This window comes from Planktothrix pseudagardhii (genome assembly GCF_904830925.1).
Taxonomy (GTDB): domain Bacteria; phylum Cyanobacteriota; class Cyanobacteriia; order Cyanobacteriales; family Microcoleaceae; genus Planktothrix; species Planktothrix tepida.
Genome location: NZ_LR882967.1, coordinates 1,694,110 through 1,707,062, shown reverse-complemented (window position 1 = coordinate 1,707,062; position 12,953 = coordinate 1,694,110). Strand labels below are relative to the sequence as shown.

General features: G+C 38.0%; 11 protein-coding genes. 1 reads left to right on the top strand and 10 read right to left on the bottom strand.

What is annotated here, in order from left to right; all coding sequences use genetic code 11:
* Positions 1–26 precede the first annotated feature (26 nt).
* The 10 genes from NMK36_RS07300 to NMK36_RS07255 form a co-directional block, all read right to left on the bottom strand.
* Positions 27–512, bottom strand: coding sequence for a F0F1 ATP synthase subunit B' (locus NMK36_RS07300; protein WP_072717042.1), 486 nt, complete (start codon positions 510–512; stop codon positions 27–29).
* A gap of 94 nt (positions 513–606) precedes the next feature.
* Complete coding sequence (gene atpE / locus NMK36_RS07295; RefSeq protein ID WP_026786419.1) at positions 607–852, bottom strand: ATP synthase F0 subunit C; 246 nt, start codon at positions 850–852, stop codon at positions 607–609.
* A gap of 268 nt (positions 853–1,120) precedes the next feature.
* Complete coding sequence (gene atpB, locus NMK36_RS07290; RefSeq protein ID WP_072717043.1) at positions 1,121–1,879, bottom strand: F0F1 ATP synthase subunit A; 759 nt, start codon at positions 1,877–1,879, stop codon at positions 1,121–1,123.
* 54 nt (positions 1,880–1,933) lie between these two features.
* Entirely contained in the window at positions 1,934–2,350 is a 417-nt protein-coding gene (locus tag NMK36_RS07285; RefSeq protein ID WP_072717285.1) for an ATP synthase subunit I, read from the bottom strand.
* Positions 2,351–2,578: 228 nt separating this feature from the next.
* Positions 2,579–4,393: a proline--tRNA ligase gene (proS, locus tag NMK36_RS07280; protein ID WP_072717044.1), complete on the bottom strand. Its 1,815-nt coding sequence runs from the start codon at positions 4,391–4,393 to the stop codon at positions 2,579–2,581.
* Positions 4,394–4,554: 161 nt separating this feature from the next.
* The gene (locus tag NMK36_RS07275; protein ID WP_254173422.1) at positions 4,555–5,163 is read right to left on the bottom strand and encodes a Uma2 family endonuclease; all 609 of its coding nucleotides are present in this window, start codon (positions 5,161–5,163) and stop codon (positions 4,555–4,557) included.
* 48 nt (positions 5,164–5,211) lie between these two features.
* Positions 5,212–5,868, bottom strand: a complete 657-nt coding sequence (locus tag NMK36_RS07270; RefSeq protein WP_254173421.1) for a methyltransferase family protein — start codon at positions 5,866–5,868, stop codon at positions 5,212–5,214.
* Between the two features lie 124 nt (positions 5,869–5,992).
* Positions 5,993–7,468 carry a glycolate oxidase subunit GlcD gene (gene glcD, locus NMK36_RS07265; protein WP_254173420.1) on the bottom strand — a complete coding sequence of 492 codons (1,476 nt, stop codon included), beginning with the start codon at positions 7,466–7,468 and terminating at the stop codon, positions 5,993–5,995.
* A gap of 52 nt (positions 7,469–7,520) precedes the next feature.
* Positions 7,521–8,828, bottom strand: a complete 1,308-nt coding sequence (locus tag NMK36_RS07260) for a sensor histidine kinase (RefSeq protein ID WP_072717047.1) — start codon at positions 8,826–8,828, stop codon at positions 7,521–7,523.
* A gap of 117 nt (positions 8,829–8,945) precedes the next feature.
* Positions 8,946–10,736: an EAL domain-containing response regulator gene (locus NMK36_RS07255; RefSeq protein ID WP_072717048.1), complete on the bottom strand. Its 1,791-nt coding sequence runs from the start codon at positions 10,734–10,736 to the stop codon at positions 8,946–8,948.
* 709 nt (positions 10,737–11,445) lie between these two features.
* On the opposite strand from NMK36_RS07255, the gene NMK36_RS07250 reads away from it, so the two are divergent.
* Complete coding sequence (locus tag NMK36_RS07250; protein ID WP_072717049.1) at positions 11,446–12,840, top strand: AAA-like domain-containing protein; 1,395 nt, start codon at positions 11,446–11,448, stop codon at positions 12,838–12,840.
* Positions 12,841–12,953 lie beyond the last annotated feature (113 nt).

Sequence of the window (12,953 nt, the reverse complement as noted above, 5' to 3'; positions counted from 1 at the left end):
TGTGATCAGCTTTAACGCATCCAAGATTATCTAACGAACTCAGCCCCTAATAATTTTTCTAAAATTTGGCGACTGAGAGGTTCAACTTGTTGCTCTAAAGCTTGCAGGGCTTGTTGTTTTTCCTGCTCAATTTCTTGAGCCGCTTTGTCTCTCAATTTTTGCGCTTCTTGTAATGCTTCTGCGACTTTTCCAGTAGCAATTTTCTGGGCTTCCGCTTGAGCATTTACAATCGTCGCTTGAGCTTTTTTGCGAGTTTCTGCTAACTCTAATTCGTATTGTTTGGCTAATTTTTCGGCTTTAGCCAGACGTTCTTTGGCGTTGACTTCGCGCTCGCGGATATAATCCGCCCGTTCATCAATTGCCTTTCCTAATGGTTTGTAGAAAACCTGGTTTAAAATTACTGCCAGAATTACGAACTGCACTGCCATTAAGGGCAAGGTGGCATCAAGATCAAACAGTCCTCCTTCTTTAGCAGCCTCTTCAACCGCAAATAAAATTGTCCAGTGCATTATTGTCCCTTGAAGAGTTGAATTGAAGATGGATTTTAGACCCAGAGTTTCAGATCACCTGAAACCTCAAATCTAAAATCCATGTTTGGATTACTGTTTAGGCGAAGGGGTTAGCAAACAGCAGTACCAGAGAAACGACCAGACCGTAAATCGTCAGTGCTTCCATGAAGGCCAAACTTAACAGTAAAGTCCCACGAATTTTACCTTCTGCTTCGGGTTGACGGGCAATCCCTTCCACTGCTTGACCAGCAGCAATCCCTTGACCAATTCCAGGGCCGATCGCGCCTAAACCAATAGCTAAAGCAGCAGCAACAACGGAAGCAGCAGCAATCAGTGGATTCATGATGATTTTCTTCCTTCTAAATACAAAACAGTTAACAAACAATCAATTAGACAAAATGTGAAATCAATCCCTATCAGCATTTATAAAACTAGGAGATTTGAAGAAAACAAATTTCTTCTTTGTCCCGTTACAAATGCCAGATTCGTTTAATGGATTGGAGTCCCCAAAACGTTATTTTACCAATAAAGGGGATCAAGTTTAACCCAACAGAACATTTTGAAAAAATCAAGGTCTAAGAAAAGAAATCTTAAAGGGTTTGTTGCTTTTCTTAGTCGTGATGTTCTGCACCATGTCCTTCTAGGGCTTCACCAATATAGTTCGCTGCCAGCGTCGCAAAAATTAGCGCTTGAATGGCACTCAAGAATAAACCTAAAACCATCAGGGGCAGAGGAATAAACAGAGGCACCAGGAATACCAACACGGCAACCACCAGTTCATCCGCCAAAATGTTACCAAACAAACGGAAACTCAGTGAGAGGGGTTTGGTAAAATCTTCAATCACCCGAAATATAGCGAGAAACGCCAGGGGTTGAGCGTAATCAGCAAAATAACCGACAAAGCCTTTTTTACTGATTCCGGCGTAGAAATACGCTAAAGACGTTAACAGGGCTAAAGCCACTGTGGTATTGATATCGCTGGTGGGGGCTGCTAATTCTCCTGAAGGCAGTTCGATCAGCTTCCAAGGAATTAAGGCACCTGACCAGTTAGAGGCAAAGATGAATAAGAACAGTGTTCCAATGAAGGGAACCCAAGGACGATATTCTTTTTCCCCGATTTGGTCTTTAGCAAGGTTGCGAATGAATTCTAGGGCGTACTCCATAAAATTCTGCATCCCATTGGGAATTCGCTGCACGTTGCTGCTGGCTAACACTGAGACAAGAATCAGCAAACCGATTACAAACCACGAAGTCAGAAAAATCTGACCATGCAATTTTAAACCGCCGACTTCCCAATAGAGGTGCTGGCCAACTTCCAAACTAGCAAGGGGAAGAGGATTGAAGATGTTTAAAACAGTCAGCATTTCCATTCAAGAGGCTTCCTCTACAGATTGAGGACTGGAGGATTCCGAAAACCACGTGACCTACTTTGGCTTCAAGGTGAACGTTGTCATGAGGACATAGGACAGGAGGGCGACTTTGTAGGTGAGAAATCCTAAGAAAATCGGTAAAATCTGGAGTTGATGCCATCGAGTGGCTAAAATCATAAAACCCGCTAGGATTAAAATCCGATTTTGGCCTAGTTTTTTCTTCTCTCTACCCAGTTTTTCCACATCCTGGCCGAGCATTCGCAAGTAGACTATGCCCACGCTCGCCCCGATTAAATAGTTGCAAGCAACTTCCAGGGAATAAAAACAGCAAACCGTAACAAAAATTACCCCCGTCGCGGCGAGTGTCATCAGCAGTAACTGACGTTGCAACTGATAATACTCCAGCATAGAAGGGTCGGGTTCTACAGAAAGCTTAGACCCGGATTCGACTGTTTCCTCTGCGTTTGTCATAGTTACTTGGACAAGTTCACCTATTTTGAGTTTAGTCACAACTGATTGAGCCGCTCCTAAAAGCGGGCAGTTCTAACTTTCCCCAAGTTCACGCACAGGCGCATAACACGCTCTGTAAGCCACAATGAATCATATCATGTTGTGGTAACAGAACTTAAAATAAATTTAATCACAGGAATTAATCAACAAGTAGGGTGCGTAAGCTCCGCGCACACACCCATAACAAACTTAATCCCCCAATGCAACTTGAATCTTCTGTTTAAGGGTAGTCACAACATCCTCAATGGCGATTTCTTGGGAGTTGTGAGTGGCTCGTTCTACCCATTCCACCTTACCGGATTTAATCGAACGTCCAGTGACAATGCGATAGGGGATGCCAATCAGATCTGCATCTTTGAATTTTACCCCGGCTCGTTCATCTCGATCATCTAATAATGTTTCAATTCCCGCTTGGTTTAATTCGGTATACAATTTTTCCGCTATTTCCACCTGTTGACCATCGGTAATATTGGGAATCACAATAATGGCTTGATACGGTGCGATCGCTACAGGCCAAATGATGCCATCTTTATCATAGGATTGTTCAACGGCCGATTGTGCTAACCGAGATACCCCCACCCCATAACATCCCATCACTAAGGGTAATTCTTCCCCCTGTTCATTGGTGAAAGTTGCCCCCATTGCTTGAGAATATTTAATCCCCAGTTGAAAAATATGACCGACTTCAATTCCTCTGGCACTGTGTAAAATTTGGTTCGGATCATGAACGGCGCGATCGCCTTTTTGAGCTTTTCTAATATCAACAATACGTTGAGATAAGGTAAATTCTTGACCCCAATTTGCCCCAACAACATGATATCCTGATTCATCCGCTCCGGTGACAAAATTCTTTAATTCAACGGCGGTTTGATCAACCATTCGCACAAATTTAGAGTAAACCCCTTCCTTCGTTTGAGAGCTAATATAATTATCTTCTAAATTCGGAGACATATAACCTAACGGTAACGTTTTTGCTGCCCATTTTTGTTGCGCTTCTTCATCAGGAACCGTTAACGATAATATGGTTTTTGCCCCAAATTCAGACGCTAATTTTGTTAATTCATTTTGCAATTTAACATCATTAACCTCCTGATCTCCCCGAATACTGACTAAAATTAAAATTGTTGTGCCATTATCATAAACGACTTGATACAGAACATTTTTAACAATTTGGGTCGGGGAACATTTCAAGAAATTGGCTAAGGTTTCAATGGTGTTTGTATTCGGGGTTTCTAACTTTTGATATTCAGTAAAATTAGAGGGTTCAGCATCAACCGGAAGGGACACAGCTTTTTCAGTGTTAGCCGCATATTTGCCATCTTCAGTATAGAGAACTTCATCTTCTCCCGCTTCTGCTAACACCATAAATTCTTGGGAACCTGACCCCCCAATGGCTCCAGAATCAGCTTCTACAGCCCGATATTGTAACCCACAACGACGCAACATATTGCGATAGGCTTGATCCATATCTCGATAGGTTTTCTTTAAACTTTCCTCATCGCTATGGAAAGAATAGCCATCTTTCATAATAAATTCTCGTCCTCGCATTAACCCAAACCGAGGGCGAATTTCATCTCTAAATTTGGTTTGAATTTGATATAAATGTAAGGGTAGTTGTTGATGGGAACGGATCATATCTTTAGCAATAGTTGTGATCACTTCCTCATGGGTTGGCCCTAAGGCTAATTCCCGTTTGCGACGGTCAGTGAGGGAAAACATAATTCCCTCGGCTTTAGTATAAGTATCCCAGCGTCCTGACTCCCGCCAAAGTTCTGAAGGTTGGACTTGGGGAAGCAGACATTCTTGGGCTCCGGTGGCGTTCATTTCTTCTCGAACAATTTGAGAGACTTTTTGCAAAACGCGCCACATGAAGGGAAGATAAGCATAAATTCCACTTCCGATGCGTCGGATATATCCAGCACGGACTAATAGTTTATGACTGGGAATTTCTGCTTCTTTGGGATCTTCCCGCAGAGTGACAAATAGCATTTGAGACAGTCGCATCGTTTGGTTTCCTAAAATTAAAGACTAATTTATTATTATTGCAGAATTGTGTTCAATTTAACTCTAAAAAATTAATATCAATCCCCGTAGGGGCGAAGTTTCCTCGCCTATCATCTGATTTAAGTTAAAATTGTGATTTTTTTAAGATATTTTTTATTTAATTATTTATTTTTAATTTCACTGAGTTCATTAATTTTAGGAGGAAAGACTTCAGTTAAATCTAAGGTTAAATTTGGGAAACACGGTAAAGCTACAGACTCGTTAGGTAAATAAATTGATTTATTGCGATAACCAAATTCTCCTTGTAAGTTTTGATAGGGTTCATGATAACATTCTAAACAAAAATCAACTAAGTTAAATATCCAATAATCGCTAATATTATTTTCAGCATAAACGGATAACTTAGTTGTTTGATCATAATCTAAAGAGGAATCAGCAATTTCAATTAACAGTAAAATATCTTCCGGGTGAGGATGAGCGCTTAAATAGTCATCTGTTCGATTTTTAACAATCACCCGATCCGGTTCTGGTTCACTATGAGATGATAGAATAATCGGTTGTTGTCCTCTTAAGGTTGCCCGTTCTCCAATAAGTTTATAAAGTTTCCGTTCTAAGCGAGTTTCGCAAACGGAGTGAGGGGTTCCTTTTGCAGCCATATAAATCAGTTCTCCACGAATCAATTCTACTCTATCATCTTCTTGGAAAAAGCCTAATTGAGTTAGGCGGTGATAGTCTTGGATGGTGAATTTTTTAACGGTTGCGATCGCCATATCTTAAATATCAATAATAATTTTAAGTCTATTATAGCAATTCTCATGTTACCAGATGAAAGGAATTAAACGAGGGGTATTGTTCTGATAGTCTTGATAGTTGGGATATTTCTCTGACATTGTTTGTTCTTTTTTTAAAATACGTTGTAAATAAATAATCAGAACCAACCCTGGAACAACATACCCCCAAGGAGAACCTGAAACAATGGCAAAACTGAGATATCGTAATAAATCCCCAAAATAGTTAATATTACGAGAAAAACGCCAAATGCTATCTGTAACTAATCCTTCACCATATTGTTTTGCTGTTAATTTTTGTACGTCTGCTACGGCATTAATTAAACTGCCAAAATAAAATAGAGGGATAGCAATAGCAACGGTTATAAAAGAAATTGGGTTAGGATTAATAAAGGCTAAGTATCCGGGTAATGTGTATAAAAAGCCAATAATAATTAGCGATAAAATTAATCCTATCACTCCTACAGGTTCATTAAATATCACCTTTGAACGTTGGGGATAAAACCATTGTTCAATTAACCACCATAAACAATAACTAATATGTAAACAGAGATAAATGACTTGTCGCCAGTCATGAATTCCTAAAATAAATGCAAAACCGATTAATAAAATAATCGTTGTCGCTTTAGCAATATTAATCGCGGTTAATGCGGTTATTGTAAACTGGGGATTAGTTGTATTATCCATTATCGTTAATAATGAGTTAAGTTAGTAGACCTCTAGGAATTTAGAAAGCGAACCCAAGGGATAAGAGGGTTTGAGAACCAAACCCCTACAATAAACTATTATAATCTTGATAAAAAAGGATTCATTAAAAGATTTCTGCACCTTCAAATTGTTTAATATTTTGCAGTTTTGCAGATTCTCCACAGGTGCGAGGGGTGGGTAACATTTTACCTGGGTTCGCTAAACCTTTGGGGTTAAAAACCTCTCTCACCCATTGCATGGTTTCTAAATCAATTTCATTGAACATTTGGGGCATATAGCATTTTTTGTCCGCACCAATACCATGTTCACCGGATAAGCTTCCGCCTACTTCAACACAGATTTTTAGAATTTCTCCGCCAATTTCTTCAACGGTTTCTAATGCGCCTGGAACGGAGTTATCATATAAAATTAAAGGATGTAAGTTGCCATCTCCTGCATGAAATACGTTAGCAATGGGATAACCATATTTTTTACTTAACCCTTCAATTTCTTTTAAAACATAAGCCATTTTTGTCCGAGGAATCACCCCATCTTGGACATAATAATCAGGGCTGACATGACCTGCGGCTGCGAATGCGGCTTTGCGCCCTTTCCAAATTTTTAATCGATCTTCGGGGTTACTGGCTGTAGTAATATTTCTCGCCCCATTGTTTTTACAAATTTCCGCAACTCGTTGTTTATTCGTATCTACTTCCACTTGTAAGCCATCTAATTCAACGAGTAAAATTGATCCGGCATCACGGGGATACAAACCAATTTTTACGACATCTTCAACGGCATTAATACTGAGATTATCCATAATTTCCATTCCCCCTGGAATCATCCCCGAACTAATAATATCAGAAACCGCAGAACCAGCCGCTTCTAAATTGGTAAAATCCGCTAATAAAACACAAATTGATTCCGGTGCTTTGAGAATTCTTAAGGTGATTTCCGTAGCGATCCCTAATGTTCCTTCTGAACCGACAAATAATCCTGTTAAATCATATCCCGGCATTTCGGGAATATCGCCCCCAATATCGACAATAGAGCCATCAGGAGTGACAATTTTTAAACCTAGAATATGATTGGTTGTTACTCCATATTTCAAACAATGAACGCCACCAGAATTTTCGGCAACATTTCCCCCAATAGAACAAATAATTTGGCTAGAAGGATCAGGCGCATAATAAAATCCAGCCCCACTAACAGCTTGTGTCACCCAATTATTAATAACGCCGGGTTGTACTACAACTCGTTGATTTTCCAAGTCAATATGCAGGATTTTTCGCATTAAAGCAGTGACAATTAACACGCAATCTTCAACAGGTAAAGCACCCCCTGAAAGTCCTGTTCCTGCACCTCTGGCGACCCAAGGAATTGAATTTTTATCGCAAATTTTAATAACTTCTGCTATTTCTTCTGTGGTTTTAGGAAGTACCACTAAAGCGGGACGTTGACGATAGCTGGTCAGTCCATCACATTCATAAACCAGTAATTCTTCACGACGTTGAATCACCCCTTTTTGACCAACAATGGCTACAAATTCTTGAATTAGAGGTTTCCAGTTTCGGGTTGGTTGTGATTTTTGAGCCAGCATAGGAATAACGATGAGAAGAACTTAGGATTTTTTATATTATATCGCTTTTATCCTAATTATTAACCTCCATATCTTTCATTTGAGTTGGCAGATCAATGATGAATTCACATCCTTCTTCTTGGCTAGAGTTAAAACTGAGTTTTCCTTGATGTTTTTGGACAATAATTTCATAGCAGGTGGTTAAGCCTAAGCCAATTCCTTGACCTACAGGTTTTGTTGTAAAAAAGGGATTAAATAATTGAGATTTGACTTCCTCTGATATTCCCATGCCATTATCTTTAATCCGAATTCTGACTTCATTAGGATTAATGGATTCTGTGATAATCCAAATCGTAGGGGGCAGATTGGATGACGTTTTTGCTCCTATTCCTAATTCCAAAGCATCAATAGAATTTGTTAATAAATTCAAAAAAACTTGATTAATTTGGCTGGCGTAACAGGTAACACGGGGTAAATTATCATAGGATTTAATAATTTCAATTTCAGCCCGTTGTCCCTCAGCACGCAGCCGATATTGGAGAAGTAATAATGTACTGTCTAGCCCTTGATGTAAATCTACCGGTTTAATATCGGATTCTCCCAACCGAGAAAAAATTCTTAAGGCGAGGATAATTCTTCTAATTCGTTCTGTTCCTCTTTGCATCGATCCCAAAATATTTTGGAGATCATTAATCATAAACTCTAAATCAAATTCCTGTAAAAAAGATTGAATAGCTTTACTGGGTTGAGGATATTCGTTTTGATATAAATAAATTAATTTTAATAAATCTTGAATATATTGTTGAGTCGGAACTAAATTTCCTGAAATAAAACTAATGGGATTATTAATTTCGTGAGCAATTCCAGCCACAAGCTGTCCTAAACTCACCATTTTTTCCTTTTGAATCAGTTGAGCTTGAGTGGATTTTAATTCTTTGACGGTTAATTGAAGTTGAGAATTTTGTTGTTTCAGTTGACTTTGTAACTTTTGAATTGTAAGTTGATTTTGAATCCGAATTAAAACTTCTTCAAATTGGAAGGGTTTAGTAATGTAGTCTACACCTCCAACTTGAAATGCTTTGACTTTATCTAAAACATCATCTAAAGCACTGAGGAAAATGATCGGAATATTTTGGGTACGTTCATCTTTTTTGAGTTGTTCACAGACTTGATAACCATTCATTTCCGGTAAATTAATATCCAATAAAATCAAATCTGGAATGATAGTTTTTACGGCAGTTAAAGCCATTTGACCGTTAATCGCTTTACGAACATTATATCCTTGGTCTACCAACATTTGGGATAAAAACCGCAAATTAGCAGGAGTATCATCAACAACAAGAATATCGGCTTTGGGTTGATTGTTTAAAGTATGGTTCATAATTGGAAATAATCAGCCATTTCTATTCTAATAAAAAGTTGAGTAGAACAGATCCTCATGGGTTAGGAACATTACTGGAATGTTAAAAAGCACATTGGGTTAATTATACTAATTTTTTTACCAGTGTGGGCAAGATTGAATCAAATTAGTGGCTATTTTACTATTAACAGGTTTAGAAAAAAAATATCCCTGACCTGCATTACAGTTCAATTTTCGTAATTGAGCCAATTGTTGTGCGGTTTCTATACCTTCTGCAATAACATTCATTCCCAAGGTTTTGACTAAACTAATAATGACAGGAACTAAGCCCAAATTTTGAGGATCATCGTTAATAGGACTAATAAAAGAACGATCAATTTTGAGAATATTGACAGGGAAAGAATGAAGATAACTCAGAGATGAATAACCTGTCCCAAAATCGTCGATACTTAAATTTATTCGTCGTTCTTTTAACTGTTTTAATATCTCGGAAGCATTTTCAGGGTGATCTAAAATCGCACTTTCTGTAATTTCTAGGTTTAAATATTGAGGTTCAAGTTGGCTTTCCTCTAAAATCTGATCAATTTGTTGAATTAAATTGTGTTGAGCAAATTGTAAAGCCGATAAATTCACACTCACGGTTAAGGGATAATCCGTTAATTTTTCTTTTTTCCAGGTGGAAACTTGATGGCAAGATTCTCGTAATACCCATTCCCCAAGGCGAGAAATTAAACCCGTTTCTTCCGCAATGGGAATAAACAAACCCGGAGAAATTAAACCTTGGGTTGGATGATACCAACGCACTAAGGCTTCAAACCCAATAATAATTCCTGAATCTAAGGAAATAATTGGTTGATAGTGAACGCTAAATTCTTGATTAGTAAGAGCTTTTCTAAGGTCGGTTTCTAATTGTAAGCGTTGCAGAACTGCTTTATACATTTCTGGCTCAAAAAGTTGATATCGACCTTTTCCTAATGCTTTCGCTTCATAAAGGGCTGTATCCGCATCTCGCAATAAATCTTCGGGTTTTTGATAACTGGTATTAGAAACAGCGATCCCTATACTCAAATTAATAAAAATAGTTCTAATTCCTAGGGTAAAAGGATGGGAAAATGAGTCTAAAATTTGGCGGGCGACTTGTTGCGGGTTACGAGAGTTGAGCGGATTTAATAAAATGACAAATTCATCTCCTCCTAAACGGGCAATTAAGTCCGGTGGATCAATAAAACTTTGTAACCGTTCAGCGATCGCAATCAACAACTCATCCCCGGCAAAATGACCTAAAGAATCATTGATTACTTTGAAGCGATCGCAGTCTAAACATAAAATAGCATACTGCTGATCTGGGGACTCTTGACTTTGTTGAAAGGCTTGTTTTAATTGTTCCATAAACGCCCCTCGGTTCCATAACCCAGTTAAAGGATCATGAAGCACAATTTTTAAGAGTTGATCATTGGCTTGTTCAAGCTGTAATGTTCTTTGTTTCACCCGTTCTTCTAGTTGAAAATTTAGGTGAATCAGTTGACTTTGAATTTGATTTAATTCTAAATGATGCTCAACTCGGACGATGACTTCTTGATATTGAAAGGGTTTAGTAATAAAGTCTACCCCTCCCATTTTAAAAGCTTTAATTTTATCATTCACATGAGATAATCCACTCATGAAGATAATAGGGATATTAGAGGTGAGTACATAAGATTTTAAATAATTACACACTTCATAACCATCCATTTCCGACATCATAATGTCAAGTAAAATCAAATCAAGGGAATGATTCATCGCGATGGAAATAGCACTTGGCCCATCATTGGCGATGTAAACACAGTATCCTTTACTTTCTAAAATTGAAGATAAAAAAATTAAGTTGTCTAGGGTATCATCCACCACTAGAATCTTTTGATTTTCACCCGAACTTAAGACATTATTCATAAATAATAGACTACTAAAATGAACTTTATAAAGGACAATTTAAACTGAGAGACAATAGCTCTATAACATTTTTATTCCCGATGTACAATCCTTCTGATGGCTGTTTTTTATTTAGCAAATTCAGACATTCCCTCCCAATATTCATCAGTCAAAGACTTATGATTCTATTGATCTTAATCAATTTTCTCGATTGAGAAATAGCTGAAAAACAAGAAAATATTAAAACAAGGATAATAAAAATTTTAATATTAAGGGTTAAGCTGATCATATAACTTAACCTGAATCAGTGGAAGTCGGACAAGTCTGATTTCAATTTTAAACTTGATTCGGGAAGATTTGGATGGATACAAATCCCATCCCCCATAGATTAAGGTACAAATCTCAACAACAAGTTTTGAGATTCGCTGGGGTGTCAGGCGTGGGGATATGAGGGGGTTAGGAAATCTAAAAGGATTCAATTTAGATACAGAACCGCTTTAACAATTTACTACATTTACATTAACTGTTATTTTTGGTATAATTTGTCCATCCTATCTCCTAAGTTCTGTCAATATGTAATATCAGCTTGTACTATTTTTTGTTAAAAGATTAATAGTTTAAGACCCAAGGCACTAAAAAATCACTCCTCATCCTCCCAAAGCCTGTATTCCTTTATACTTATAATAAGGCTTTAAAGTAAAGTCTGCCAGCTTCTTCTAATATTTACTCAATGATAATCGACGATGTGATTCTAGTCTTGAACGCCATACTTCCTAAGCCTTTGACGCGACTTCAAGAGCTAATTTTGCGACAAGCGTGGGAAGGTAAAACCTACACGACCATTGCTCAGGAAGCTTACTATGGCCCTGAGCGAGTTAGAAAAGTTGCAGCAGACTTGTGGATTTTACTGAGTCAGGTTTTGAATGAGTCTATCAATAAAAGCAACTTTCGCAAAATACTAGAATCCCGTGAACTCACCCTCGCTCAACAGCAATTAATCTGGCAAACATCTTCCCAACCTAGCCTCAACCGAAAAATCCCCCTGGAATTTCCTGATGGCCCTTTATCCTTAAGCTCTCGCTTCTATATTTCCCGTCCTCCCATTGAAGAACTCGCTTTTACAGAAATTATGGAACCGGGTTCTGTGCTGCGGATTAAAGCTCCTCAAAAAATGGGAAAAAGCTCATTATTATTAAGAATAATAGCTTATGCAAATGAACTTAATTATCGAAGTGTTACTTTAGATTTTAATCAGGCAGAAGAAAGTTTATTTATCGACTTAAATAAATTCTTGCGTTGGTTTTGTGCCAATGTCGGTCACGCTTTAGATTTAGAATCCCAATTAGAAAACTATTGGGATGAAGACATTGGGAGTAAAGTTAGTTGTACCATTTATTTTCAAAATTATATTCTCGAACGAATTCAAGAACCAATCGTATTAGTATTAAATGAAGTCAATCGAATTTTTGAATATCCTGAACTGGCTAAAGAATTTTTTCCGATGTTGCGAGTTTGGTATGAAGAAGCGCGTAAAATAGAAATCTGGCAAAAACTTCGCTTAATTGTTGCCTATTCCACAGAAATTTATGTACCCCTTAACTTAAATCAGTCTCCCTTTAATATTGGATTACCGTTAAGCTTACCTTACTTGACTCACGAACAAATCAAAGAACTAGCAGAATGTTATCAATTAGACTGGGCAGGTGATTCAGAAATTCAACAGTTAATGGCCATGGTGGGAGGACATCCGTATTTAGTCCAGTTAGCGATGTATCATCTAGTCTCTGTATCGAGTGCAGCATTTTGTAATATTTATACATCCATATCCCAACTGGGACTGGAGTGCCCTTTAACACCCAAAGCCCAACTGCAAGAACTCCTGCAACAAGCGCCCACAAACGCGGGAATTTATAAAAATCATTTGCGTCGTCTGTTGTTTTCTTTGAATCAATATCCTCAACTGAAAGCCGCTTTTCAACAGGTGATTAAGACGGGAGATTCAGGTAAAATTGACTCGACTTTAGCTTATAAATTAGACAGTATGGGTTTAATTACATTTAATGGTGATCAGCTTGAACCCAGTTGTGAACTCTATCGCCGTTATTTCCAAGAAGAATTACAGTAGTTGACTGTTCCCTTATTCCCTGTTCCCTGTTCCCTTATTCCCTGTTCCCTGTTCCCTACTCTTATATAAAAAGCCACCCCTAGGGTGGCTATAAAAAACTCAAATGAGTCAAA